The sequence below is a fragment of the Curtobacterium sp. MCJR17_020 genome, from assembly GCF_003234365.2.
GTDB lineage: Bacteria > Actinomycetota > Actinomycetes > Actinomycetales > Microbacteriaceae > Curtobacterium.
The window spans coordinates 1,808,283-1,833,724 of the sequence record NZ_CP126260.1; the positions used below are offsets into that span (position 1 = coordinate 1,808,283).

At 70.6% G+C, this 25,442-nt stretch carries 18 protein-coding genes, 1 other RNA gene and 1 pseudogene; 12 read left to right on the forward strand and 8 right to left on the reverse strand.

Going from position 1 to position 25,442, the window contains the following annotated elements:
- The first annotated feature begins 70 nt into the window (after window positions 1-70).
- Both DEJ14_RS08595 and DEJ14_RS08600 read left to right on the forward strand, forming a co-directional pair.
- Window positions 71-928: a Nif3-like dinuclear metal center hexameric protein gene (locus DEJ14_RS08595; protein WP_111085610.1), complete on the forward strand. Its 858-nt coding sequence runs from the start codon at window positions 71-73 to the stop codon at window positions 926-928.
- Window positions 929-930: 2 nt separating this feature from the next.
- Window positions 931-1,665 (forward strand): zinc ribbon domain-containing protein, encoded by a 735-nt coding sequence (locus tag DEJ14_RS08600; RefSeq protein ID WP_111085609.1) that lies wholly within the window; start codon window positions 931-933, stop codon window positions 1,663-1,665.
- A 221-nt stretch (window positions 1,666-1,886) separates the two neighbouring features.
- Here DEJ14_RS08600 and rnpB read toward each other — a convergent pair.
- The 3 genes from rnpB to map all read right to left on the reverse strand — a co-directional run bounded on the left by rnpB (window position 1,887) and on the right by map (window position 4,197).
- Window positions 1,887-2,247, reverse strand: an RNA gene (rnpB, locus tag DEJ14_RS08605) — RNase P RNA component class A.
- A 278-nt stretch (window positions 2,248-2,525) separates the two neighbouring features.
- Window positions 2,526-3,275, reverse strand: a complete 750-nt coding sequence (gene ppgK, locus DEJ14_RS08610; protein WP_111087008.1) for a polyphosphate--glucose phosphotransferase — start codon at window positions 3,273-3,275, stop codon at window positions 2,526-2,528.
- 58 nt (window positions 3,276-3,333) lie between these two features.
- Window positions 3,334-4,197, reverse strand: a complete 864-nt coding sequence (map, locus tag DEJ14_RS08615) for a type I methionyl aminopeptidase (RefSeq protein ID WP_111087020.1) — start codon at window positions 4,195-4,197, stop codon at window positions 3,334-3,336.
- 149 nt (window positions 4,198-4,346) lie between these two features.
- Here map and DEJ14_RS08620 point away from each other — a divergent pair, with 149 nt between their 5' ends.
- The 6 genes from DEJ14_RS08620 to DEJ14_RS08645 all read left to right on the forward strand — a co-directional run bounded on the left by DEJ14_RS08620 (window position 4,347) and on the right by DEJ14_RS08645 (window position 14,078).
- Window positions 4,347-4,526: an SPOR domain-containing protein gene (locus DEJ14_RS08620; protein WP_111087009.1), complete on the forward strand. Its 180-nt coding sequence runs from the start codon at window positions 4,347-4,349 to the stop codon at window positions 4,524-4,526.
- Window positions 4,527-4,646: 120 nt separating this feature from the next.
- Entirely contained in the window at window positions 4,647-5,984 is a 1,338-nt protein-coding gene (gene glnA, locus DEJ14_RS08625; RefSeq protein WP_111087010.1) for a type I glutamate--ammonia ligase, read from the forward strand.
- A gap of 13 nt (window positions 5,985-5,997) precedes the next feature.
- Window positions 5,998-8,949 (forward strand): bifunctional [glutamine synthetase] adenylyltransferase/[glutamine synthetase]-adenylyl-L-tyrosine phosphorylase, encoded by a 2,952-nt coding sequence (locus tag DEJ14_RS08630; protein ID WP_111087011.1) that lies wholly within the window; start codon window positions 5,998-6,000, stop codon window positions 8,947-8,949.
- A 503-nt stretch (window positions 8,950-9,452) separates the two neighbouring features.
- Window positions 9,453-11,054, forward strand: coding sequence for a glycosyltransferase family 2 protein (locus DEJ14_RS08635; RefSeq protein ID WP_111087012.1), 1,602 nt, complete (start codon window positions 9,453-9,455; stop codon window positions 11,052-11,054).
- Window positions 11,047-12,654, forward strand: a complete 1,608-nt coding sequence (locus tag DEJ14_RS08640) for a glycoside hydrolase family 26 protein (RefSeq protein ID WP_111087013.1) — start codon at window positions 11,047-11,049, stop codon at window positions 12,652-12,654. Before DEJ14_RS08635 ends, DEJ14_RS08640 begins: the two co-directional genes overlap by 8 nt.
- Complete coding sequence (locus DEJ14_RS08645; protein WP_111087014.1) at window positions 12,651-14,078, forward strand: UDP-glucose dehydrogenase family protein; 1,428 nt, start codon at window positions 12,651-12,653, stop codon at window positions 14,076-14,078. The genes DEJ14_RS08640 and DEJ14_RS08645 overlap by 4 nt, the downstream gene beginning before the upstream one ends.
- 359 nt (window positions 14,079-14,437) lie before the next feature.
- Here DEJ14_RS08645 and glnA (DEJ14_RS08650) read toward each other — a convergent pair whose 3' ends face one another.
- Window positions 14,438-15,862: a type I glutamate--ammonia ligase gene (gene glnA, locus DEJ14_RS08650; protein ID WP_111087015.1), complete on the reverse strand. Its 1,425-nt coding sequence runs from the start codon at window positions 15,860-15,862 to the stop codon at window positions 14,438-14,440.
- Window positions 15,863-16,004: 142 nt separating this feature from the next.
- Between glnA (DEJ14_RS08650) and DEJ14_RS08655 the strand changes: the two genes are divergently transcribed.
- Window positions 16,005-16,460 carry an RDD family protein gene (locus DEJ14_RS08655; RefSeq protein ID WP_111087016.1) on the forward strand — a complete coding sequence of 152 codons (456 nt, stop codon included), beginning with the start codon at window positions 16,005-16,007 and terminating at the stop codon, window positions 16,458-16,460.
- Between the two features lie 77 nt (window positions 16,461-16,537).
- On the opposite strand, the gene DEJ14_RS08660 is transcribed toward DEJ14_RS08655, so the two are convergent.
- Window positions 16,538-17,251 (reverse strand): DUF4191 domain-containing protein, encoded by a 714-nt coding sequence (locus tag DEJ14_RS08660; protein WP_111087017.1) that lies wholly within the window; start codon window positions 17,249-17,251, stop codon window positions 16,538-16,540.
- Window positions 17,252-17,379: 128 nt separating this feature from the next.
- On the opposite strand from DEJ14_RS08660, the gene DEJ14_RS08665 reads away from it, so the two are divergent.
- A complete protein-coding gene (locus tag DEJ14_RS08665) occupies window positions 17,380-18,210 on the forward strand; it encodes a hypothetical protein (protein WP_111087018.1) in 831 nt (276 codons plus the stop codon).
- A 90-nt stretch (window positions 18,211-18,300) separates the two neighbouring features.
- Here DEJ14_RS08665 and sucB read toward each other — a convergent pair whose 3' ends face one another.
- The 3 genes from sucB to DEJ14_RS08680 form a co-directional block, all read right to left on the reverse strand.
- On the reverse strand, window positions 18,301-19,800 hold the full coding sequence (sucB, locus tag DEJ14_RS08670) for a 2-oxoglutarate dehydrogenase, E2 component, dihydrolipoamide succinyltransferase (protein WP_131846139.1): 1,500 nt from the start codon (window positions 19,798-19,800) through the stop codon (window positions 18,301-18,303).
- Window positions 19,801-19,873: 73 nt separating this feature from the next.
- On the reverse strand, window positions 19,874-21,247 hold the full coding sequence (gene lpdA, locus DEJ14_RS08675; RefSeq protein WP_111086393.1) for a dihydrolipoyl dehydrogenase: 1,374 nt from the start codon (window positions 21,245-21,247) through the stop codon (window positions 19,874-19,876).
- Window positions 21,248-21,401: 154 nt separating this feature from the next.
- Window positions 21,402-22,880, reverse strand: a complete 1,479-nt coding sequence (locus DEJ14_RS08680) for a leucyl aminopeptidase (protein WP_111086392.1) — start codon at window positions 22,878-22,880, stop codon at window positions 21,402-21,404.
- Between the two features lie 75 nt (window positions 22,881-22,955).
- Between DEJ14_RS08680 and DEJ14_RS08685 the strand changes: the two genes are divergently transcribed.
- Complete coding sequence (locus DEJ14_RS08685; protein ID WP_111086391.1) at window positions 22,956-23,885, forward strand: proteasome assembly chaperone family protein; 930 nt, start codon at window positions 22,956-22,958, stop codon at window positions 23,883-23,885.
- Between the two features lie 195 nt (window positions 23,886-24,080).
- Window positions 24,081-25,361, forward strand: a pseudogene (locus DEJ14_RS08690) (MFS transporter).
- Window positions 25,362-25,442 lie beyond the last annotated feature (81 nt).

Below are 25,442 nucleotides of genomic sequence, written 5' to 3' on the forward strand. Positions count from 1 at the left end.
CGGGAGGCCCGGATCACCCCGCGCGGACCGGCTGCCGGTGCCGACGCGGTCGCCTCGGTAGACTGACCGGATGCCGACGCTCCGCGAACTCCAGGCCGTGATCGAAGACCTGTGGCCCGCCGCAGGAGCCGAGTCGTGGGACGCCGTCGGACTGGTCGCCGGGGACCCGGACGCCACCGTCGAGCACGTCCACCTGGCCGTCGACGCCGTCCCCGCGACCGCACGTGAAGCGGTCGAGCTCGGTGCCGGGCTCCTCCTCACGCACCACCCGCTGCTGCTGCGCGGCGTCACGACGATCGCCGAGTCGACCTACAAGGGCAGCGTCCTCGCGACCCTCGTGCGCGGTGGCAGCGCCCTGATCGCGGCCCACACCAACGCCGACGTCGTCACCACCGGCACCTCGGCGGTGCTCGCCGACCGCATCGGGCTGACCGACCAGCGCCCCCTCGACCCCGGTTCGGACCCGGGCTCCGACCCCGCGACGGGCATCGGCCGCGTCGGCGTCCTCGCCGAGGGCACCACGCTCGGGGCACTGGCGCGGAAGCTCGTCGACCTGCTGCCGCCCACCGCGACCGGCGTGCGGGTCTCCGGCGACTTCGACCAGCCCGTGCGCAGCGTGGCGCTCTGCGCCGGCGCGGGGGACTCGCTGCTCGGGCACCCCGCCGTCCTCGCGGCCGACGTGTACATCACGAGCGACCTCCGCCACCACCCGGCGTCCGAGTTCCGCGAACAGGCCCTGCTCGGCGGCGGCCCCGCACTCATCGACACCTCGCACTGGGCCACCGAGTGGCTCTGGCTCGACGTCGCGGCCGCGCAACTGCGCGACGCCGCCGGCGTCCGGGTCACCGTGAGCGACCTCCGCACCGACCCGTGGGACTTCGCGGTCCTGCCGGCGGCCGAACCCACCACCCCCACTGAAGGAGTCTGACCATGAAGGCAGCACCCGAGGACCAGGTCATCCTCCTCGACGTCCAACGACTCGACAACGACGTCACCCGCATCGCGCACCGGATCACGTCGCTGCAGAAGGGCGACCAGCTCACCGAACTCGGCACCAAGGCGGCCGGGCTGCGCAGCGAACTCGTCGCCGCGACCGGCCTCGTCGAGGACGCCGAACGCGAACTCGCCCGTCTCGAGTCAGACACCGCAACTGCGCAGGCCCGCGTCGAACGCGACACCACGATGCTGCAGAACGTGTCGAACTCGAAGGACGCGACCGGGCTGCAGAACGAGCTCGAGTCGCTCCAGCGCCGCATCGGTGGCCTCGAGACCGCCGAGCTCGAGGTCATGGAGAACCTCGACGGGCTCCGCGCCCGGGTCGGCGACGTCGAGGCCCAGCTCGCCGACGTCGAGGCAGCGCGCTCCGGCCTGGTCGCCGAGCGTGACGCCGAGATCGCGCGGTTGTCGTCCGACCGCGCCTCTGCCGAGCAGGCCCGGGCCGACGTCGCCGCGAAGGTGCCGGCCGAGCTGCTCGCGCTCTACGACCGGCAGCGTGCCCGCTACGGTTTCGGTGCGTCGCTGCTGCAGGGTGGGGTGTCGACGGCGTCGGGCGTGGCGCTGAACAACTCGGACCTGCAGGACATCCGCCGGGCCGCGCCGGACGACGTGGTGCTGTGCCCGGACAGCGACGCGATCCTGGTGCGGACGGCCGAGTCGGGGCTGTAGCGCGCCGCGGCGGTCGCGCGGTGCGAGGGGCCCGCACGGTGCGAGCCCCGCACGGTGCGAGGGGCCCGTCCGGTGCGAGGAGCCCGTCCGGTGCGAGGAGCCCGTCCGGTGCGAGGTTCCGTACTCGGTGAGAGGCGGCCGGCGCCGCACGGAGTACGGAACCCCGCACGGAATCGTCCGCTCCTCGCACGGTGCGAGGGAGCGGACGACGAGCAGTGGGGCGAATGGGCCGGCCGTACGCCGGGTTCTGTCCCGCCGCTTGCACGGCGGTGACGGCCATCTCTCTCGGACCGACGTTGCCGTCGGCCTCCAGCGGTCTACCCGAGGACTCGGCGAGCAGCCTCAGCGTCCTCTGTCTGACCTTGCTCCGGGCGAGGTTTACCGAGCGGATCCGGTCACCCGGACCCCTGGTGGTCTCTTACACCACCGTTTCACCCTTACCGACGTTGCCGCCGGCGGTCTGCTTTCTGTGGCACTGTCTCGCGGATTGCTCCGGGTGGGTGTTACCCACCGCCCTGCTCTGTGGAGCCCGGACGTTCCTCGGCACTCCCGGAGGAGTGACGCGACCGTCTCACCGACCCATTCGCAGTTGCGAGTCTACCGGCCCCGCGCCCGTGCCCCGGCCCGTGCCCCGGCCCCGCCCGGCCCCGCCCGGCCCCGCCCGGCCCGGCCCCCGAGGTTCCGAGATCTCGGCATGTCGGCGCGCACGAGGGGGCTCCGTGGAACCTCGGCGCACCGCAGACGGCGAGTCGTGGAACCTGGGCGCCAGCGGCCGGGCGCGCCGGACCGCTCCGAACGACTCCCACGCCGCACGGTGCAGGCCGGTGGGGGCCGGTGTGCGATCTGCTCGAACCGACGACTCAGGCGCTGCGGGCAGCCAGGGTCGCGGCGCCGATGATGCCGGCGTTGTTGCGCAGGGTCGCGGGGATGATCTCTGCCTGCAGGTCGAGCAGCGGCAGGAACTCCTCGTACTGCTTCGACACGCCGCCGCCGACGACGAAGAGCTCGGGGGAGAGCAGGGCCTCGAGCGTCGAGTAGTAGGTCTGCAGGCGCTTCGCCCAGTGCTTCCACGACAGGTCGTCGCGCTCCTTGGCAGCGAAGGACGCGCGCGACTCGGCGTCATGACCGTCGATCTCCAGGTGTCCGAGCTCCGAGTTCACGATGAGCACACCGTCGTTGATGAGTGCGCTGCCGATCCCGGTGCCGAGCGTCGTGACGATCACCAGGCCGTCCTTGCCCTTCGCCGCGCCGAACTGCTGCTCGGCGAACCCGGCGGCGTCGGCGTCGTTGACGAAGTGGATCGCGCGGCCGAGCTCCTTCTCGAACAGCGCTTCGGCCTCGAAGCCGATCCACTTCTTCGAGACGTTCGCAGCAGACATGGTCTTGCCGTCCCGCACGATCGCGGGGAAGCACACGCCGACGGGGACGTCGGCCGCGGGGGCGAGCTCGTCGAGGATCGAGGCGACGACGGCGGTGATGTCGTGGGGCTTCCCGCCCTCCGGGGTGGCCTTCTTGATGCGGTCCGTGGTCAGTTCACCGGACGCGACGTCGACGATCGCGCCCTTGATGCCCGTACCACCGATGTCGACGCCGACTGCGAGGGAGGTCATGAGGTTGTCGTGCCTTTCGGTTGCCTGCCGGAGTGCCCGGTCAGGAAGGGGTGTCCGGTCAGGAGACGGTGAGGAGCTCCGCGCCGCGTTCGGTGACGACGAGGGTGTGCTCGAACTGCGCGGTCCACGACTTGTCGCGCGTCGAGACCGTCCAGTCGTCGGACCAGATGTCGGCCTCGATCCCGCCGAGGGTCAACATGGGCTCGATGGTGAACACCATGCCCTGCTCGATGACGTCGTCGTACTGCGGCGCGTCGTAGTGCGGGATGATCAGGCCGGAGTGGAAGGCACGACCGACACCGTGGCCGGTGTAGTCGCGGACGACGCCGTAGCCGAAGCGCTTCGCGTAGGCCTCGATGGCGCGGCCGATGACGTTCACCTGCCGGCCGGGGGCGACGGCCTTGATGCCGCGTCGGAGCGCCTCTTCGGTCCGCGTCACCAGGTCCTGGACCTCCTGCGACGCCTGCCCGACGATGAACGTGCGGTTCGTGTCGCCGTGCATCCCGTCCTTGTAGGCGGTGATGTCGATGTTGACGAGGTCGCCCTCCTGCAGGACGGTGTCGTCGGGGATGCCGTGGCAGATGACCTCGTTGAGGCTCGAGCACAGTGACTTCGGGTAGCCGCGGTACCCGAGCGTCGACGGGTAGGCGCCGTGTGCGACGACGAACTCGTGGCCGATGCGGTCGAGTTCGTCGGTGGTCACGCCGGGACGGATCGCTGCGCCGACGGCGTCGATGGCCTGGGAGGCGATGCGGCCGGCGGTGCGGATGCGCTCGACCTCGTCGGGGGAGTACGTGTCGCCGAGGCCGTGCTCGTGCGGTTCGACCTTGCCGACGTACTCCGGGCGCTCGATGTCCTTCGGGACGGTCCGGAGCGGGGAGATGCGGCCGGCGGTCAGGTGTCCGTGTTCGTCCCGGGGCATGCCGACCACTCTAGCCGCGGCGCGACGCGCCGAGCGCAACCGCCTCACGGTGCGGCCCGACGGGGTGGGCGTGACCGCCTGGAGGCCCGGTGCCGGTCCGGCGGACCGGCACCGGGCCTCCAGGCCGTCACCTGGGTACGGTGGGCGACATGAGCGACGAACGCATCGAGTCCCAGTGGTGGTTCAACGACAAGACCGGCCAGGTCGAGCAGGGTCCGCAGTCCCCGCAGCGCGACCGCATCGGCCCGTTCGACACGCGCGAGGAAGCGCAGCACGCGCTCGACCGGATCGCGGCGAACAACGAGAAGTGGGACGCCGACGACCAGTGACGGACCTGCGATGGCACGGTGACGGACCACTGACGCGTCGCACGGCCCCGCGCACGCCGCGGGACCACTAGCCTGGGACGAGGCCCGCCCGCGGCCACCCGATACACGGAAAGGTCGTGCATGGACAAGCAGACGGACTTCGTGCTCCGCACCATCGAGGAGCGCGGCATCAAGTTCATCCGACTCTGGTTCACGGACGTCATCGGGACGCTGAAGTCGGTGGCGATCGCCCCGGCCGAGGTCGAGGGTGCCTTCGCCGAGGGCATCGGGTTCGACGGCTCCGCGATCGAGGGCCTGTCGCGTTCGTACGAGGCCGACGTGCTCGCGCACCCGGACCCCTCGACGTTCCAGATCCTGCCGTGGCGCGGCGAGGTCGACCCGACCGCGCGGATGTTCTGCGACATCACGACGCCGGACGGCCAGCCCGCCGTCGCCGACCCGCGCAACGTGCTGAAGCGCACGCTGGCCCGGGCGAGCGAGCGTGGCTTCACGTTCTACACGCACCCCGAGATCGAGTTCTACCTGCTCAAGAGCCGCGAGTGGAAGGACGGCGGACCGCAGCCCGTCGACCAGGCCGGCTACTTCGACAACGTCCCCGGCGGCAGCGCGCACGACTTCCGTCGCCGTTCCGTCCGGATGCTCGAGGACCTCGGCATCTCGGTGGAGTTCAGCCACCACGAGGCCGGCCCGGGCCAGAACGAGATCGACCTCCGCTACGCCGACGCACTGACGATGGCGGACAACATCATGACCTTCCGCACGGTCGTGAAGGAGGTCGCGATCGAGCAGGGCGTCTACGCGACGTTCATGCCGAAGCCGATCTCCGGTCAGCCGGGTTCCGGCATGCACACGCACGTCTCGCTCTTCGAGGGCGACCAGAACGCGTTCTACGAGGCCGGCGGCGAGTACCAGCTGTCCCGCACCGCCAAGCACTTCATCGCCGGTGTGCTCAAGCACGCACCGGAGATCACCGCGGTCACGAACCAGTTCGTGAACTCGTACAAGCGCCTCTGGGGTGGCGACGAAGCCCCGTCCTTCGTGACGTGGGGCCACAACAACCGTTCGGCGCTCGTGCGCGTGCCGCTGTACAAGCCGAACAAGGGGCAGTCCTCGCGCATCGAGTACCGCGGCATCGACTCGGCGGCGAACCCGTACCTCGCGTACTCGCTGCTGCTCGCTGCGGGGCTCAAGGGCATCGAGGAAGAGTACGAGCTGCCGGCCGAGGCCGAGCACGACGTCTGGAGCCTGACCGACGCCGAGCGTCGTGCCCTCGGCTACAGCCAGCTGCCGTCGAGCCTCGACCACGCCCTCAGCCTGATGGAGGACTCCGAACTCGTCGCCGAGACGCTGGGCGAGCACGTGTTCAACTTCGTGCTCCTCAACAAGCGCCAGGAGTGGAAGCGCTACCGCGACCAGGTCACGCCGTTCGAGCTCGACACCAACCTCGGCGCCCTCTGAGCGAGCGCACCACATGACCGGTCGGACGACGTCGTCGCGTTCCGAGTTGGCCCGCCTGGGCTTCGCCGAGCTGTCGGAGAGCCTGGAGCGGATCGCCGACCTGGAGGCGCGGTTCGGCTCCGTCGTGCCGCTGCCGGTCAGCGGGACCCCGGCGCTCTGGGGCATCACCGCGGATCCCGACGGCGCGCTGCGGCTGCTGGAACGGCTGTTGGAGCGTGCTCCGGATGAACTCCGCCCCGTCCTGGCGGACGAGGCCGCGACGGAGCGGCTGATCCGCCTGCTCGGTGCCTCCGTCGGCCTCGGTGAGTTCCTGCACCGTCGTCCTGCCGAGCTCGCACTGCTGCTCGAGCCCGTCGTCGCGCCGTGGTCGCAGGAGCGGTACACGGCGTCCCTGCTCGAGGCGATCGACGGTGCCACCGGCGAGGACGCACGGATGTGCCTGCGGGTGCGGTACCGCCGGCACCTCGCGCAGATCGCCCTGTACGACGTGCTGCACTCGTCGCCGACCGAGGCGTTCCCGGCCGTCGCTGCCGGACTGGCCGACCTGGCCGGGGCAGCGCTCGACGCCGCGGTCGACGTCGCCCGGCGCGAGGTGCCGTTCCCGGCCGCTGACGTCGCCGCGACCCCGCTCGCGGTGATCGCGATGGGCAAGGCCGGTGCACGCGAGCTCAACTACGTCAGCGACGTCGACGTCATCTTCGTCACCGAGGCCACCGACGACATCGGCACCGACCGTGCCGTCCTCATCTCGACGCGGATCGCGATCGCCGCGACCCACGCGATCACCGACCTGGCTGCCGAACCCGGTCTGTGGGAGGTCGACGCGAACCTGCGACCGGAGGGCAAGGACGGCGCCCTCGTCCGCACGCTCGACTCGCACGTCGCGTACTACGAGCGCTGGGCGAAGTCGTGGGAGTTCCAGGCGCTCCTCAAGGCACGGCCGATCGCCGGTTCGGCCGACCTCGGTGCGCGCTACGCCGAGGCCGTCGCACCGTTCGTGTGGAGCTCGTCGGCGCGCCCCGGGTTCGTCGAGTCGGTGCAGCGGATGCGCGAGCGCGTCACCGACCACATCCCCGACGGCGAGGTCGACCGGCAGCTCAAGCTCGGTCCGGGCGGCCTGCGCGACGTCGAGTTCACCGTGCAGCTCCTGCAGCTCGTGCACGGTCGTGACGACGAGTCCGTTCGGGTCCGTTCCACCCTCGAGGCGATGGACGCCCTGACCGCCGCCGGGTACGTCGGACGCGCCGAGGCCGCCCACTTCGGTCCGGACTACGCGCTGCTCCGGGTCCTCGAGCACCGCATCCAGCTCCGCCGGCTACAGCGGACGCACCTGATGCCGACCGACGAGGAAGAACTCCGCGTCCTCGCCCGGTCGAGCGGTCTGGCCACCTCGGCCGCAGCCCTCGAGACCCGGTGGCGTGCGGTCAAGCTCGAGGTCCGCGGCCTGCACGAGCGGCTGTTCTACCGTCCGCTGCTGTCCGCCGTCGCCACGACCGAGGGCGAGATCGTGCTGACCGACGACCAGGTCGTCGACCGGCTCGCAGGCGTCGGGTTCGTCGACCCGCCCGGTGCGCTGCGGCACATCCGGGCGCTCACACAGGGCACGAGTCGACGCGCGGCGATCCAGCGGAACCTGCTGCCGGTGCTCCTGCGGTGGATGGCCGAGGGGCCGGCGCCCGACCGGGCCCTGCTGGCGTTCCGACGGCTCAGCGACACCCTGGGGGAGTCCAGCTGGTTCCTCCGGATGCTCCGCGACTCGTCCGGGGCTGCGCACTCGCTCACCACCGTGCTGTCGGAGTCGGCGTTCCTGTCCGGTCTGCTCGAGCGGTTCCCCGAGGCCGTCGCCTGGCTCGACGAGCCCGAGTCGCTCCTGCGTGCCCGCCCGATGGACTCGTTGCTCGCCGAGATGACCGCGACGACGGCGCGGCACGGCAACGACGTCGACGGTGCGGCCAGCCTGCTGCGCTCGGCGCGCCGCCGCGAGACCCTCCGCCTCGGCATGGCCGCGGTGCTCGGCCACCTCGACGTGGATGCCCTGGGTGCTGCACTCAGCGACGTGACCGAGGCGACGCTCGCCGGGGCGCTCGCGCTCGCCCGACGGGACGCCCCCGCGGACTTCGAGTTCGGGATCATCGCGATGGGACGCTACGGCGGGCGCGAGCTCGGCTTCGGCTCCGACGCCGACGTCCTCTACGTGTACCGCGCGCCGGACCTGGCGACCGAGGTGGCCTCCCGCACGGCACAGACCATCGTGCGCGAGCTGAACCGGCTCACCGAGGACACCGTCCACCCGCTCGACCTCGACATCGACCTGCGCCCCGAGGGGAAGAACGGCCCGGTGGCGCGCACGCTCGAGTCCTACGGCGCCTACTACGCCCGGTGGTCGCTGACGTGGGAGGCGCAGGCGCTGCTCCGTGCCCGCGGCGCAGTCGGCGACGCCCAGCTGCTCCGGGACTTCGAGCACCTGGCCGACCGCACGCGGTACCCGGAGCGGATCGACGAGAACGAGGTGCGCGAGGTCCGACGCATCAAGGCCCGCGTCGAGTCCGAGCGGCTGCCACGCGGGGCCGATCCGGCTCGCCACCTGAAGCTCGGGCGCGGATCGCTCAGCGACGTCGAGTGGTTCGTCCAGCTCCTGCAGCTCCAGCACGCGCTCGAGGTCCCCGCGCTCCGCACGACCTCGACGCTCGAGGCGCTCGACGGCGCCGTGGCCGCCGGGTTCATCAGTGCCGACGACGGCGAGCGGCTCGGGGCGGCCTGGCGCTTCGCCTCGCGGACGCGCAGTGCGCTGGTGCTCTGGTCGGGGAAGACGACCGACGTCCTGCCCGTCGACCGCGTCCAGCTCGAGGGCGTCGCGCGGCTGATGGAGTACCCGCCCGGCTCGGCGAGCGAGCTGGAAGAGGACTACCTCGGCGTCACGCGGCGTGCACGACAGGTCTTCGAGCGCGAGTTCTACGGCGCCTGACCCAGCGGCGACACGCCCGAGGTCGCACGCACGGCACGGAACCGAGCAGTCGTCGGAGGTTAAATCTCCGTGTCGCGCAGTGTCCCCCGTTGCGACGCCGGCCGTACCCCTGTTCGGACCGCGCCGGTACCGTTACCACGTCGTGACCGAACTCCCACCGGACCTCCAGGCGCTCATTTCCGGTGCCCCCCGACACGCCACGCGACCACCTGCTGACCGGGGGTTTCCGTCCGAGCCGACCCGCGCCTCCCGGCCCCGGTCCACGGGTGTACCGGCGGCCGATGTCGGGCAGGTGGTCCGCAGGAGTGCTGTCAGCACGAGGGGGGACCACCGGTCTCGGTGGAGATGGGGACAAGTGTGTACCCCGTAACGCGCTCGTAACGCCCCCGGACGGGGGTCGCGTTGCGCGGGGGTTCAGGTTTCTGCGTCAATTGGGTCACCCGAACCGACCCTGATTCCCCAACGTCGCGGAATCTCCACCTCGAACGTTGAAGCAGGGATCAGTGTTCACCTTCATTCTGCAGATCAGGCAGATGGTCGAAGGCCACCCCGAGTTCTACCTGTTCGCCGTGTACTCCGCGGTGATCTGGTTGCTCTGGTTGGTCAAGGTCGTCATCTCCGCCCGCTACCGCCCGTTCACCGGCACCTTCGTCGGCACCACCAGCGTCGTCGTCCCGGTCGTGGACGAACCGCTCGACCTGTTCCGCGACGTCATCGGTCGCATGGTCGAGCAGCGACCCGGCGAGATCATCGTCGTCATCAACGGCGCCCGCAACGAGGCGCTCGAAGCCGTCTGCGACGAGTTCGCCCCGCTCGTCCGCTGGACGCACACGCCCATCCCGGGCAAGCGCAACGCCGTCAAGGTCGGCACCGAGATGTCCAACGGCGACATCACGGTGCTCGTCGACTCGGACACCGTCTGGACCCCCGGCGCGCTCGAGGAGCTCCTCAAGCCGTTCGCCGACGAGTCCGTCGGCGGTGTCACGACCCGGCAGCGCATCCTCGAACCCGAGCGCAGCTGGATCACCCGCTGGGCCGACTGGCTCGAGAACTCGCGTGCGCTCTACTCGATGCCCGCGCAGAGCGTCCTCGGGCAGATCGGCTGCCTGCCCGGGCGCACGATCGCCTTCCGGCGGAGCATCCTGATGCGCGTCATGGACAAGTTCATGCACGAGAAGTTCATGGGCGTGTTCCTCGAGGTCTCCGACGACCGCACGCTCACGAACCTCACGCTCAAGGAGGGGTACCGGACCGTCTACCAGTACACCTCGCTGGTCTACACGGACGCTCCGCTGCAGGTGAAGAAGCTGTTCAAGCAGCAGCTCCGCTGGGCCCGTGGCTCGCAGTACAACACGCTGCGCATGCTGCCGTGGATGCTCGGTCACGCCCCGGTGCTCGCGGCGTTCTTCATCACCGACATCATCCTGCCGTTCATGCTCTTCGGCGTGATCGCCGGTTGGATCTACCGGGCCTTCACCGGGCAGGGCGAGAACCTGTACCAGGGCATCCTGTCGCAGTACGGCTTCTCGACGGGCTTCGTGTACGTCGCCGCCCTGATGGTCGTCTCGTCGGTGCTCAGCATGGCCATCCGGCAGATGCGCCACCTGGCCGAGAAGCCGAGTGACTTCTTCCGCCTGCCGATGTTCATCATCGTGTCGACGTTCTTCCTCATGCCGATCCGGCTCATCGGCTTCTTCCGCCTGGCGCACGCGTCCGGCTGGGGGACCCGTGCGGGCGCCTACGCCGGCGGTCCGATGCAGGAGGACCCGTCCGACGCCGCGCAGCCGTCGTCGTTCGGCGCCCAGACCCCGGTCAGCCCGATCGACGCCGCGGACCGTGCCCGGGCCGTCGACGGACGCGTGCCGCTCGGGAGCGACCAGGTTGCCGTGGACCGCGCGTTCGACGAGCTCTTCGGGGCCGACGCCACCACCAACTCCACCACGACCGTGCTCGCCACCCGGCGCGAGGCCGCTGCTGCAGCAGCAGTGCAGCCCGCAGCCCCACGGACCGCCCCCGTGAAGGCCCGCCGGTACAACCCGTACGCCGCGATCCCGTACTGCATCGGCATCGCGATCTTCGTCCTGGAGGCCTTCCTCATTGTCTGACATCATCCGCTCCTCCAGTACCTGGTGGGCGCAGTCGAGCAAGCACGCCCGCTGGACGGCCGTCGGCACGACCGCCATCGTCCTCGCCCTCGCCCTCATCACCTGGTCGGTCTGGGTCTCCCCGGCCGGCCCCGTCTCCACCGCCGTGCACCAGGCTCTCGGGGTCACCGCCCCGAAGGCCAAGAAGGTGTCCGCCGCCGAACTGCAGACGCAGCTCGACGCTGCCCAGGACCGCATCTGGGCGCTCGAGGGCAAGCTCGACTCCCGCACCGCTCAGGCCGGGTCGCGTGGCGACCAGATCACGGAGCTCAAGGCGCAGATCGCGTCGCTCCAGTCACAGCTCGGTTCCGCGAAGGGCTCGGGAGGCTCGTCCTCCGTCACCGCGTCGGGTTCCGGTGCGAACGGGGCCGGCACCTCGGGCTCCGGCTCGGGTTCCGGGACCGGCGGGACCGGCGGGTCCGGTGTGTCCGACAACGGGTCCGGCTCGGGGAGCGGGAGCGGCTCGGGCGGCGGGTCTGGCGGGTCTGGCGGGTCCGACGGTTCCGGCGGCGGCTCCGGTGGGGTCACCAACCCGAACCCCGGACCGTCGACCGACCCGGGCACCACGCCCGTCGCGGTCCCGACCAAGGCGGACATCCTCGCGCAGCAGTCCCGCTGGTACGGCCTGTACACGGCGCAGTCCCCGTTCAACTGGTCCGAGTACGACCAGGTGTCGCAAGAGGTGGGGAAGGCGACGAACATGGTCGGCTTCTTCCAGGGCTTCGACCAGGACTTCAACCAGAACGCGGTCCAGCGCTCGTGGGCGAACGGCCGTCTGCCGATGATGACGTGGGAGTCGGTGCCCGCGCAGACGGGCAACGACGAGCCCTACGTCGAGGGCTACACCAACGAGGACGTCATCTCCGGCAAGTTCGACGCCTACCTGACGCAGTACGCCAAGTCCCTGGCAGCGAACGGCCAGCCGCTCGTCATCCGGTTCGACCACGAGATGAACGGCCAGTGGTACAACTGGTCCGAATCCGCGAAGCAGCAGAACGCCGCCGGTTCGTACACCGCGATGTGGCAGCACGTCTGGAACGTCTTCCAGGCCAACGGGGCGAACCAGTACGCCATCTGGGACTGGTCGCCGTCGCGCATCGACAAGCTCGGCAACACGAAGTACCAGACGCTCGAGTACATGCAGAACTACTACCCGGGCGCCGAGTACGTCGACTGGGTCGGCATGAGCGGCTACTACCGTGACGCCGCCGAGCAGCCGACCTTCGAGAACACCTTCGGTGCGACGCTCGCGCAGATCCGGCAGGTCGCGCCGGGCAAGGGCATCGTGCTCAACGAGATCGGGGCCACCGAGACCGGGGGCAGCGTCTCGAACCCCCAGAAGACCCAGTGGATCAACTCGCTCTTCGACGCCCTGGCCGACCCCGCCAACTCGGACATCATCGGCTTCGCGTACTTCAGCGAGACCGCGACCACGATCGTCGACGGCAAACGCACCACGAACGACTGGCGGCTCAACTCGCGAGCCGACTCCCTGGCGGCCTTCGCCGAGGGCATCAAGCGCAACGACATCGACTACGACCTGCAGGAGGTCACGCCATGACCGCGTCCAAGAAGTCGCCCGACCAGGCCGACACCCGTCCCGCACCCGTCATCAGCGTCATCGGCACCGGCTACCTCGGTGCCACCCACGCGGCCGCCATGGCCGAGATGGGCTTCGAGACCATCGGCGTGGACGTCGACCCGGCGAAGCTCGCCGCGTTGTCCGCTGGCGAGGTCCCGTTCTTCGAACCCGGCCTGCCGGAGCTCATCACGAAGCACGTCGCGAGCGGCAAGCTCCGGTTCACCGCCGACATCGCCTCGGCCGTCGCCGACGCGGACGTCCACTTCGTCTGCGTCGGCACCCCGCAGAAGGCGGGCTCGCACGCCGCCAACCTGGCGTACGTCGAGAGCGCCACCCGCGGCGTCGCCGAGAACCTCACCCACCCCGGACTCATCGTCGGCAAGTCGACGGTCCCGGTCGGCACCGCGGCGCGACTGCGCGGCATCGTCCGCGAGTTCACGCCCTCGGGGATCGACGCCGAGCTCATCTGGAACCCGGAGTTCCTCCGCGAGGGCAAGGCCGTCGAGGACACCCTGCACCCGGACCGTCTGGTCTGGGGCGGCGCGTCCGAGGCCGCCGACGCCGTCATCCGCGAGGTCTACGCCGCGCCGATCAGCGAGGGCACCCCGGTCATCACCACCGACCTCGCCACCGCCGAGCTCGTCAAGGTGAGCGCGAACGCGTTCCTCGCCACGAAGATCTCGTTCATCAACGCGATCTCCGAGATGTGCGCGATCACCGGCGCCGACGTGTCGACGCTCGCCGACGCCCTCGGGCACGACGCCCGCATCGGCCGGAAGTTCCTGAACGCCGGCCTCGGGTTCGGCGGTGGGTGCCTGCCGAAGGACATCCGAGCGCTCATGTACCGCGCGAACGAGATCGGGGCCGGCCAGGTCGTCGGCCTCATGCAGCAGGTCGACGAGATCAACATGGGCCAGCGTCAGCGGGTCATCGACATGGCGATCGACTCGGCCGGGGGATCGGTGCTGAACCGTCGGGTGGCCGTGATCGGCGCTGCGTTCAAGCCCCTGACCGACGACGTGCGGGACTCCCCGGCGCTCAACGTCGCCGCTGCGCTGCACCTGCGCGGCGCCCAGGTCACCCTCTGGGACCCCGAGGCGATGGAGCCGGCGAAGCGCTCGTTCCCGACGCTGAGCTACGCCGCGTCGATGACGGACGCGATCGAGGGCGCCGACGTCGTCCTGGTGCTCACCGAGTGGAACGAGATCATCACTGCCGACCCGGTCGCCCTCGGTGACCTCGTCGGTCGCCGCGTCGTGATCGACGCGCGCAACTGCCTCCCGGTCCACGACTGGGTCAAAGCGGGGTGGACCGTCCGTTCCCTGGGGCGGCCCACGCCGGTCACGGGTGCACCCGTGAGCGTCGCAGCGGGGACGAACGACTCGTTGGCCACGGCTCGCTAGTCACCGTTCGCGAAGCGGGGTCCGTGCCGGGCGGCACGGGCCCCGTTCCCGTGTGCGCGGGTGCCGTGCCGAAACGGGCGTACCGTGCCGAAACGGGCGTACCTGGTCGGAACTTTCGACCGGGTACGCCCGATCCGGCTTCCCAGTCCGGGTGCGATGGGAAGGAACGTGCGTCGCGACCAGCCGGGAGGCCCGTCGCCGGCCCGCCGGACCGGCACCGGGCCTCCAGGCGGTCGCCGCAACCGCCCACCCCCTGAAGCGACACATTCCTGCGGATGGTTCGCGGCACACCGTCGCTGTCGCGGCACAGACGAAGGCCCCGCACCTGACGGTGCGGGGCCTTCGTGTGTCAGCGAGGATCAGACGCCGAAGTACAGCTCGTACTCGAACGGGTGCGGGCGCTGCGCCAGCGGGAGGATCTCGTTCTCACGCTTGTAGTCGATCCAGGTCTGGATGAGGTCCTCGGTGAAGACGTTGCCCTTCGTGAGGAACTCGTGGTCCGCCTCGAGGAAGTCGAGCGCCTCGTCGAGGGAGCCGGGGACCTGCGGGATGCCCTTGGCCTCTTCCGGGGGGAGCTCGTAGAGGTCCTTGTCGACGGGCTCGTGCGGCTCGATGCGGTTCTGGATGCCGTCGAGGCCCGCCATCAGCTGCGCGGCGAAGGCGAGGTACGGGTTGCCCGAGGCGTCCGGCGCGCGGAACTCGATGCGCTTGGCCTTCGGGTTGGTGCCCGTGATCGGGATGCGGATCGCAGCCGAACGGTTGCCGGCTGAGTAGACCAGGTTGACCGGAGCCTCGAAGCCCTTGACCAGGCGGTGGTACGAGTTGATCGACGGGTTGGTGAAGGCGAGCAGCGCCGGAGCGTGCTTCAGCAGACCGCCGATGTACCAACGGGCCAGGTCGGACAGGCCGCCGTAGCCGTTCTCGTCGTAGAAGAGCGGCTTGCCGTCCGACCAGAGCGACTGGTGGGTGTGCATGCCCGAGCCGTTGTCGCCGAAGAGCGGCTTCGGCATGAACGTGGCGACCTTGCCCCACTGGTCCGCCGTGTTCTTGACGATGTACTTGAACTTCAGGATGTCGTCCGCGGCGTGGACCATCGTGTCGAACTTGTAGTTGATCTCCTGCTGGCCGCCGGTGCCCACCTCGTGGTGCGAGCGCTCGAGCTCGAAGCCCGCGTCGATCAGCTTGAGGGTGATGTCGTCGCGCAGGTCGGCGGTCTTGTCGACCGGCGACACAGGGAAGTAGCCGCCCTTGTACGGGGTCTTGTTGGCGAGGTTGCCGCCCTCTTCGTCACGACCGGTGTTCCAGGCGCCCTCTTCGGAGTCGACCGCGTAGAACGACTCGTTCTGGGTGACGGAGTAGCGGACGTCGTCGAAGATGTAGAACTCGGCCTCGGGGGCGAAGAACGCGGTGTCCGCGATGCCCGTCGACGCGAGGTACTTCTCGGCCTTCTTCGCCACCTGGCGCGGGTCGCGGCCGTAGATCTCGCCGTTCCGCGGGTTGTAGATGTCGAAGATCATGATGAGCGTGCGCTCGGCGCGGAACTGGTCCACGTAGGCGGTGGTCACATCGGGGATCAGCTGCATGTCGGACTCGTGGATCGACGCGAACCCGCGGATCGAGGAGCCGTCGAAGAGCTGGCCGACCGAGAAGAAGTCCTCGTCGACGGTCGAGGCGGGGATGTTGAAGTGCTGCTGCACACCCGGCAGGTCCGTGAATCGGATGTCGAGGAACTTGACGTCGGTGTCCTTGATGAAGGCCAGGACCTCGGAGGAATCGCTGAACATGGGGGCCGATCTCCAATGGGTTGGGTGATGTCGGAGGTACCGATCAAGGCACCTCCGACGAGGCTATTGACACGGGGTTTCCCGGACGTGACTGAATTGTTTCGGGCGTGTTACGGGCGGCCCGTCGCCTACGCTTGGGGGCATGGCACGCAGCTCCTCCAGTCCGTCCACGCCCTCCGAGCACCCCGACGGCTGGCCGGGCAAGGACCTCGGTCTGCCGGAGGAAGGACCCCGCAGTGTCGGGCGGATCGGACGGCGGATCGTCGCCCTGCTCATCGACGGTGCCCTCGCCGACCTCATCGCCTACGTGACCGGGGTCTGGTCGCCGGTGAACGGTTCCGGGGACATCGCGCACTCGTGGGTGCAGCTGGCGATCTTCGCCGCGCTCCAGGTGCTCTTCATCTGCCTGCTGTCCGGCTCGTTCGGGCACATCTGCGTCGGGCTGCGCGTCGTGCCGATGCGCGGGGGGTACGTGGGGGTGTGGCGTCCGGTCGTCCGGACCGTCCTGCTCTGCCTGGTGGTGCCGGCGCTCATCATCGACCGGGACAGCCGCGGCGCGCACGACCGCATCGCCGGCACGGTGCTCGTCCGCCGCTGACCACCGGCCGCACCGCACGCAGAACGCCCCCGACCTGGCACGGTCGGGGGCGTTCTGCGTGGTGGTTCGGGGACGGGTCAGCGCGGACGTCCGGCACGGGCACGCATCGGGTCCATGCCCTTCGGGATCGCAGCGGCGGGACTCTGCGTGAGCGAGTCGAGGCGGTTCGCGACGGCCAGGACCTCGTTGCGGTTGAGCGACTTCTTGAACTTGTTCATGGCACGGGGGAGCTTGTGCAGGGTGAGGGTGTCGTCGCCGTCTCCGACGCTGACCACGTGGACCGCGACGTTCGGGACGATGCGCTGCACCTTGCGACGCTCTTCGTCGACCTGACGCTTCAGGTTGCCGCGCTGGCCCTCGGTGATGAGGACGACGCCGGGACGCCCCACCGCGCGGTAGACCGCGGACTGCGAGCGACCGTGCACGGCGACGGGCATCTCGCTGGAGCGCCACTGCCGACGCAGCGAGTTGGAGAGCACCGCACCGACGGCGCCGGGCTGGCCCTCGATCTGCGAGTACGCCGCCCGCTCGGCCAGCCGGCCGAGCACGATGAGGAAGAGCAGCACGCCCATCAGGACACCGGCGACGATCCACAGGATCATCGCGAGCCAGTTCTGGCCCGGGAGCACCAGCGCCAGCACGATGCCGAGGACGACGGGGCCGACGAATGCGAGGGCGAACCACCAGACGGACGACGGGTCGGCCCGTCGGGTCATCTGGAAGACCTGGAACATCTGCTTGAGACGCCCCGGCTCCTTCGCCTTCGTGTCTGTGGAAGTGCTGCGTGCCATGCTGACAGGATACGGCCTCCGCGGTCCGGGGGAGACCGCAGTCGGTCCGGCTGTGCGCGAACACGCGTTGTCCACAGACCGGGCAGGACGGACAGGAGCCCCGACCCGCCTCCGCCACGCTCGTCACCATGGACACGAGCACCGACCAGAGCGTCGACGACGCCCGCAGCGACCGGTGGGTCGCGCCGGCCGACGACGCTGCCGTGGCGTCCTGGATCGCGGACCGGTGCGCCACCGGACACCGGCACCTGGTGCCCGTCGAGGCGGTGGGCCGGACCGGGGCCGGCGGGCTCGTGACCCTGCTCGACCGCCCACGCGGGACGTCGCTCCCGGTGGCGCTGGACCGCCTCGGCACCCCGACGACCGGGGTCGCGGTCACCCTCTGCGTACCGCTGCTCGAGCTCCTCGTCGCGGCCGTGGACGGCGCGGTGCGGCTCGGCGTCGCCGGGATCGACGACGTCCTGGTGGACGACGCCGGTGCCGTGGTGCTGTGCGACCACCCGGCGGGCACCGTCCGCGACGGCACGGAGCTGCCCGGCGACGATGCTGCACGGGTCCTCGTGCTCGCTGCCAGAGTCGTCTGGGACCGTGTCGACCCGCGCGATCCGAGCCGCGACGAGGTGGACGCTGCGCTCCTCGCGGCCCTCGACGGCGACCGCAGCACGGTGTGCGCGGCGCTCGACGCGGTCCGGGCTGCGGCGCCTCCACGGCCGTTCCGGTGGGCCCCGCCGCCGGCCGACCTGGTGTTCGTCGAGGCAGACCCGTTGCTCGACACCACGGGCCCAGCGGCTCGGCTGCGCGAGGTCGTCGAGCTCGGCATCCCGCTCGGTGCTGGTCGGCGGTTGCCGCTCCGCCGCGCCGTGGTCGGTGTCGTCGTCGCGATCGGCACGGTCGTCGCCGCGGTGTCCGTGCTCGGTGCCGGACCGGGAGCCGGAGCCGGTGCGGGTGGTGGTGGGTGACGCCCCGGACGCCGACGAACCGGAGCGGGAACGGGAACGGCCCCGGCTCCCCACGAGGGGGAACCGGGGCCGTCGGCCGTGGTACTGGGGTCAGTAGCCGAGGTTGGGGGCGAAGTTGCCCTCTTCCAGGCGGTTCTTGACCGCGACCAGGTAGCGCGAGGCGTCCGCACCGTCGATGATCCGGTGGTCGTACGACAGCGCGAGGTAGACGAACGAACGGATCGCGATCGCTTCCTGGCCGTCGACCTTCACGACCGCGGGACGCTTCGTGACGATGCCGGTACCGAGGATCGCCGACTGCGGCAGGAACACCACGGGGGTGTCGAACAGCGCGCCACGCGAACCGGTGTTCGTCAGCGTGAACGTGCCGCCGGCGAGCTCGTCGGGCTTGAGCTGGTTGTTCCGGGTGCGCTCCGCCAGGTCCGCGATGGACTTCGAGAACTGCGCCAGGTCGAGCGAGGCTGCGTCCTTGATGACCGGGGTCAGCAGGCCACGCTCGGTGTCCACCGCGATGGAGACGTTCTCGGACTCCGGGTAGACGATCTCGTCGCCTTCCACGGTCGAGTTGATCTTCGGGTGGGCCTTGAGAGCCTCGGACGCTGCCAGGGCGAAGAACGGCATGAAGGAGAGCTTCGAACCGGTCTTCTCGAGGAACTCCGCCTTGTGGGCGTCGCGGAACTGCGCCACCTTCGTGACGTCGACCTCGACGACGCTCGTGAGCTGTGCGGTCGAGGTCATCGACTGCACGGCGCGCTCGGCCACGACCTTGCGCAGGCGGGTCATCTTCTCGCGGGTGCCGCGCAGCGGCGAGACCTCGGCGACGAACGGACCGGACGCGGCGGCAGGTGCAGCTGCACCACCGGCGGCCGGGGCCTTCGCGACGGCCGCGAGCACGTCTTCCTTCCGGATGCGACCGCCGACACCGGAACCGGTGACGGTGGACAGGTCGACACCCTGCTCGTTGGCGAGCTTGCGGACGAGCGGCGTGACGTAGCCGGAGGCTGCGCCGTCCTGCGTCGGGTTCGGCACCGCAGCGGCGGTGGTTGCGCTCGGCGCGGCCGGTGCGGGTGCGGCAGCGGCCGGCGCCGGGACGGCGGCCGGGGGTGCGGCGGCGGGCGGCGGGACCGGAGCGGCCTGCGGGACCGGGGCGGCCGCGGGCGGTGCCGACGGCGCCTGCGGGGCTGCGGGCTGCGTCTGTCCGGCGGGGGCCGGCTCGGGCTCGGTGGGCTCCGGGGCGGGGGTCTCGGACTCCTGCTCGGTGCTCGGCTCGGCCTCGGGGGCCTCTGCCTCGGCAGCGGCTTCGTTCGAGGACTCGTCGGACGAACCGGAGTCGGACGAACCGGAGTCGGACGAGCCGTCGCCGATCTTCACCAGCGCGGTGCCGACCTCGACGGTCTCGTCCTCCTGCACGAGGATCTCCTCGATGACGCCGGCGACTGGCGACGGGATCTCGGTGTCGACCTTGTCGGTCGAGACCTCGAGCAGCGGCTCGTCGACCTCGACCCGGTCACCGACGTTCTTCAGCCATCGGGTCACCGTGCCCTCGGTGACGCTCTCGCCGAGCGCCGGGAGGCTGACGGATTCGCTCATCGGGTGGACTCCTCTTCGCGGGGGGTTGCAGTTGTTGTTGATGTCATTGTCACAGGGCGCGGACTCGTGCGGGTCACAGCGCGTGCAGCGGCTTGCCCGCGAGGTGCATGAACGCCTCGCCCAGGGCCTCGTTCTGCGTCGGGTGCGCGTGCACGAGCGGAGCGATGTCCTCCGGGTACGCCTCCCAGTTCACGGCGAGCTGCGCTTCACCGATGAGCTCACCGACGCGGGCGCCGATCATGCTCACGCCGACCACGGGGCCGTCGACGACGCGGACGACCTTGACCGAACCGGACGTGCCGATGATGTGGCTCTTGCCGTTGCCGGCCAGGTTGTACTCGTACGAGTCCACCTTGTCGGCGCCGTACTCGGCCTCGGCCTTGGCCTGCGAGAGGCCGACGGAGGCGACCTCGGGGTCGGAGTACGTGATCTTCGGGATGTTCTTGTCCTCGATGACCACCGGGTTCAGGCCGGCGATCTCCTCGGCGACGAAGATGCCCTGCTGGAAGCCGCGGTGTGCGAGCTGCAGCCCGGGGACGATGTCGCCGACTGCGTAGACGTTCGGCAGGTTGGTGGCGAGGCGCTCGTTCGTGGTGACGAAGCCGCGGTCCATGGCGACGCCGACCTCGTCGAAGCCGACGTTCTGCGTGACCGGGCCACGACCGACGGCGACCAGCAGGACGTCGCCGTCGAAGGTCTTGCCGTCCTCGAGCGTCACGACGACGCCGTTCTCGTGCTGCTCGACGCCCTGGAACCGGACACCGAGCGAGAACTCGATGCCGCGCTTGCGGAAGGCGCGCTCGAGCTGCTTCGACATGGACTCGTCCTCGGCCGGGACGAGGTGGGGGAGCGCCTCGACGATCGTGACCTCGGCACCGAAGGACTTCCAGACGCTGGCGAACTCGACGCCGATGACGCCGCCGCCCAGGATGACGACCTTGTTCGGCACGTAGTCCATGCGCAGTGCGGTCTCGGAGGTGATGACTCGGCCGCCGATCTCGAGCCCGGGCAGGGACTTCGAGTAGGAGCCGGTCGCGAGCACGACGTTCTTGCCGACGATGTTCTGGTCGCCGACCTGCACGGTGTTCTGCGAGGTGAGTCGACCCCAACCCTCGACGACGGTGATGCCGCGAGCCTTGATGAGGCCCTGCAGGCCCTTGTACTTCGAGGTGATGACGCCCTGCTGGTACTCGATGACCTTCGGGACCTCGACACCAGCGAACTCCGCGATCACGCCGTACTTCTCGGCGTCGCGCGTCGCGTCGGCGACCTCGGCCGCGTGCAGCAGCGCCTTGGTGGGGATGCAGCCACGGTGCAGGCACGTCCCTCCGAGCTTGTCGCCCTCGATGAGCGCGACGCTCATGCCGAGTTCGGCGGCCCGGAGCGCAGCGGCGTAGCCACCGCTCCCGCCACCGAGGACCACGACGTCGTAAGTCTGTTCCGTCACCTGGTGCAACTCCCTCGTGCGTGTCGGGCCGATCGGGCCCTACGTGGACACCGCGGGGGCGGCGTCCGACGGTCGGACCGCGTGGTTCCGGTCCCGTCCCGTGCAGTACCGGTGGGAGGCGCGTCGATGCCCCGTCCCACCGGTACCAAACCTACTACTCGGACTGGAGGTCTTCTGCGAGCGCGATGAGCGTGCGGACCATCACACCCGTCGCGCCCTTGCCGAGCCACCCGTAGCCGCCGCCCTTGTGCTCGGACGGACCGGCGATGTCGAGGTGCGCCCACGGGATGCCCTCGCCGACGAAGCGCTCCAGGAACTTGCCGGCGAGCAGCATGCCGCCGGCCGGGTTGCCGACCGTGGCGTTGACCATGTCGGCGACGTCGCTGGCGAGCCGGGCGTCGAGTTCCTCGGGCAGGGGCATCGGCCAGATCGGCTCCGACACGCCCTCGGCCACGGCGCGGACCTTCGCGACGAGGTCGTCGCTGCCCATCAGGCCGGTGGTGCGGTCGCCGAGCGCGACGACCTGCGCGCCGGTCAGGGTCGCGACGTCGACGATCGCGTCGGGCTGCTCGAGCGAGGCGGCGGCCATGCCGTCGCCGAGCACGAGGCGGCCCTCGGCGTCGGTGTTCGTGACCTCGACGGTCTTGCCGTTCTTGAGCGTGAGGACGTCACCCGGGCGGGTCGCCGTGCCCGACGGCATGTTCTCGGCGAGTGCGAGCCAGGCGGTGACGCGCACGTCGAGGCCCAGGCGTGCGGCGGCGACGGTTGCGGCGAGCACGGTGGCGGCGCCGGTCATGTCGGTCTTCATGCCGAGCATCGACGCCGCCGGCTTGAGCGAGAGCCCGCCCGAGTCGAACGTGATGCCCTTGCCGACGAGGGCGAGGTGCTTCGTGGCGGACTCCGGTGCGTAGCGGACGACGACCAGGCGCGGGGGACGTGCCGAACCACGGCCGACCCCCAGGATGCCGCCGAAGCCCTGCTCCTCGAGTGCCTGCTCGTCGAGGACCTCGACGGTGAGCGGGAGGTCCGAGGCGAGCCCGGCCGCCACGTCGGCGACGTCCTGTGGTCCCAGGTCGCCGGCCGCGGTGTTCACGAGGTCGCGGACGAGCGACGCGGCGTCGGCCACGATCGCGGGACGGACCGCGGCGTCCGCCGCGGCGGACGGTGCGAGGACCGTCACGCGCTGGTCGCCACGCGTCGGCCCGGTCGTGCCGGCACCCTTGTGCCGCGTGAAGGCGTAGGCGCCGAGCGCGGCGCCTTCGAGCGCTGCCTCGGCGAGGGCGTCGGTGTCGGTCGGCAGCGCGAGGGCGATCGACGCGGCGTGCGGCAGCTGGCGGACGGCGCTGCCGGCGGCCGAACGGTACGCGGCGGCGTCGGTGCCGGAGCCGAGCCCGATGAGCGCGATGCTCGCGGCGTCGACGCCGACGGCCGGGATGCGCACGAGCTGGTCCTTGGCGCCCGTCGCGCCGATCGCCGCGAGGTCGAGGTCGTCGAGCGCCGAGAACGGTGTCGTGGCCGGCTGCGCGATCGTCGCGGGGGCACCGTCGGCACCGGGCCGGACGCCGACCACGAGGACGTCGGCGGAGATCGAGGAGGGGGCGGAGGAGTCGGTGGAGAGCGTCGGTCGGACCATGCTCCAACCCTATCCACGCACTGTTCGCTGTCGGCGTGGTCGTCCCGCGCGGGGACGTCGGTGGCCCCGCCTAGCATGGGGACGGTGAACCACCCCGAGGAGCTCTACACGTTCGACGAGGCCGCCCCGACCGTCCCGGCCGGGCTGCACCTGGTCGCCGGGCTCACCGGCTTCGCGGACGCCGGTTCGGCCGTTGCCCAGGTCACGGCGTCGGTGCTCGAGGACCTCGACACCCAGCTCGTCGCCGAGTTCGACCCCGACGTGCTGCTCGACTGGCGTGCTCGCCGGCCCGTCATCACCTTCGAGCACGACCACATCGCCGCCGTCGAGCCGCCCCGGCTGGCGCTGCACCTCGTGCGCGACGAGATCGGCCAGCCGTTCCTGTTCCTGTCCGGGTACGAGCCGGACTTCCAGTGGAACCGGTTCGTGGACGCCGTCACCGGCCTCGCCGCCCAGCTCCAGGTCGCGGACACCACCTGGGTGCAGTCGATCCCGATGCCGGTCCCGCACACCCGCCCGATCAGCCTGACCGTCTCCGGCACCCGCGCCGACCTCGTCGAGCAGATGAGCGTCTGGAAGCCCGAGACCCAGGCGCCGGCGAACGTCCTGCACCTCGTCGAGCACCGGCTCGCATCCACCGGCGAGCAGGTCACCGGGCTCGTCCTGCTCGTCCCGCACTACCTGTCGGACACCGAGTTCCCGGACGCGGCCGTCGCCGCCCTGTCCGGCATCGCTGCGGCCACCGGCCTCATCTTCCCGACGGACGCCCTGCGCGAGGCGGGTCGCGAGTTCCTCACCCGGGTCGAGGAGCAGGTCGCCGGCAACGCCGAGCTGCAGCGACTCGTCGGTGTGCTCGAGGAGCGGCACGACACGTACATGGAGGGCAACCCGGTCGCGTCGCCGCTCACGGACGTCGACGGCGAGGTGCCGACCGCGGACGCGATCGCGGCCGAGCTCGAGCGCTTCCTGGCCGACCGGCGCACCCAGGGTGACGGCGGCGAGTAGCCGGGTCGGGCCCTGAACGGTCCGGAACGGCGGACGGGAGGCCCGGTGCGGGCCCGCGCCGCGCCTCCCGGTCGGCGTCTGGTCCCGATCAGGACGTCACCCGCGTCGGCGACACACGTCGCGTATCCGGCTCCGCCGGATCGGTAGCCTGTCGGGGTGAACTCCCGTCGCGCCTACCTGATCTGGGGCATCGCGGTGCTCGCCTACGTCCTCGCGGTCGTGCAGCGGTCCTCGCTGGGGGTGTCCGGAGTGGACGCGCAGGACCGGTTCGCCGTCTCGGCGGCGGTGCTGTCCACGCTCGCGGTCGTGCAGATCGCCGTGTACGCCGGACTCCAGATCCCGGTGGGCGTCGCGCTCGACCGGGTGGGGCCGCGCAGGCTCGTCCTGCTCGGCGCCGCGCTGCTCGTGGTCGGCCAGGCCGTCGTGGCCTTCTCGCCGACGATCGGCCCGGCGATCGCGGGCCGGGTGCTCGTGGGTGCCGGCGACGCGATGACGTTCATCTCGGTGATCCGCCTGGTGCCGATGTGGTTCAGCGGCCGGATCCTGCCGCAGATCTCGCAGTAGACGGGCAACCTCGGGCAGATCGGCCAGATCCTGTCGGCGTTCCCGTTCGCGGTGCTCCTGCACGCCGCGGGGTGGACGCCGGCGTTCGGGGTCGCCGCCGCCGCGAGTGCCGTCGGGCTCGTCCTGGCGTTCGTCTTCGTCCGCAACGGCCCGGTGGTCGTGCGGACCGGAACGATCCCGCTGCCGCACTCGTGGGGCGCCGCGTTCCGGACGTTCGGGCACGCGTTGCGTCGACCGGGCACGCAGCTCGGGTTCTGGTCCCACTACGTGACGCAGTCGTCCGGCACGGTGTTCTCGCTGCTGTGGGGCGTCCCCATGCTCCGCGGGCTCGGGTACAGCCCCGCCGAGGCCGCCGGTTTCCTGACGATCATCGTCGCCGTGGGCTTCGTGGCCGGGCCGGTGCTCGGGCTGTTGTGCGCGCGGTTCCCGATGCGCCGCTCGAACCTCGTGCTCGGCGTGGTCGTGCTGCTCGCGGTGGTGTGGACCGCGATCCTGCTCTGGCCCGGCCACCCGCCGACCTGGCTGCTCGTGCTCCTCGTCGTGGCGATGGGCATCGGCGGCCCCGGTTCGCTGATCGGGTTCGACTTCGCCCGGACGTTCAATCCCGTCGGTTCCCTCGGGTCCGCGAACGGGGTCGTCAACGTCGGGGGCTTCCTGGCGGCCTTCGTGATGATGTACCTGATCGGGCTGCTGCTCGACGTGATGTCCCGCGTCACCGGTGAGACCGTGTTCGCCTGGGACAACTTCCGCGTGGCCCTCACGGTGCAGTACCTGGTGGTCGGGTTCGGTGTCGCGATGCTCCTGCACGCCCGGCACCGCACGCGCCGGGTGCTCCACACGGAAGAGGGAATACGCGTCGGACCGCTCTGGGTTGCACTCGTTGCGCGCCTGCGGAAGCGGCACGTGCAATAATGATCACGGACCCACTCAGGACCCCCATCCTGTCGGAGCACTTCGGAGCGCCGATCAACCCGGGGGACTTGACATGGGTCT

Coding starts and splice junctions, on each gene's coding strand:
- DEJ14_RS08595 (WP_111085610.1), top strand. CDS start 71: ATGCCGACGCTCCGCGAACTCCAGGCCGTGATCGAAGACCTGTGGCCC.
- DEJ14_RS08600 (WP_111085609.1), top strand. CDS start 931: ATGAAGGCAGCACCCGAGGACCAGGTCATCCTCCTCGACGTCCAACGA.
- ppgK (WP_111087008.1), bottom strand. CDS start 3,275: ATGACCTCCCTCGCAGTCGGCGTCGACATCGGTGGTACGGGCATCAAG.
- map (WP_111087020.1), bottom strand. CDS start 4,197: ATGCCCCGGGACGAACACGGACACCTGACCGCCGGCCGCATCTCCCCG.
- DEJ14_RS08620 (WP_111087009.1), top strand. CDS start 4,347: ATGAGCGACGAACGCATCGAGTCCCAGTGGTGGTTCAACGACAAGACC.
- glnA (WP_111087010.1), top strand. CDS start 4,647: ATGGACAAGCAGACGGACTTCGTGCTCCGCACCATCGAGGAGCGCGGC.
- DEJ14_RS08630 (WP_111087011.1), top strand. CDS start 5,998: ATGACCGGTCGGACGACGTCGTCGCGTTCCGAGTTGGCCCGCCTGGGC.
- DEJ14_RS08645 (WP_111087014.1), top strand. CDS start 12,651: ATGACCGCGTCCAAGAAGTCGCCCGACCAGGCCGACACCCGTCCCGCA.
- glnA (WP_111087015.1), bottom strand. CDS start 15,862: ATGTTCAGCGATTCCTCCGAGGTCCTGGCCTTCATCAAGGACACCGAC.
- DEJ14_RS08655 (WP_111087016.1), top strand. CDS start 16,005: ATGGCACGCAGCTCCTCCAGTCCGTCCACGCCCTCCGAGCACCCCGAC.
- DEJ14_RS08660 (WP_111087017.1), bottom strand. CDS start 17,251: ATGGCACGCAGCACTTCCACAGACACGAAGGCGAAGGAGCCGGGGCGT.
- DEJ14_RS08665 (WP_111087018.1), top strand. CDS start 17,380: ATGGACACGAGCACCGACCAGAGCGTCGACGACGCCCGCAGCGACCGG.
- sucB (WP_131846139.1), bottom strand. CDS start 19,800: ATGAGCGAATCCGTCAGCCTCCCGGCGCTCGGCGAGAGCGTCACCGAG.
- DEJ14_RS08680 (WP_111086392.1), bottom strand. CDS start 22,880: ATGGTCCGACCGACGCTCTCCACCGACTCCTCCGCCCCCTCCTCGATC.
- DEJ14_RS08685 (WP_111086391.1), top strand. CDS start 22,956: ATGGGGACGGTGAACCACCCCGAGGAGCTCTACACGTTCGACGAGGCC.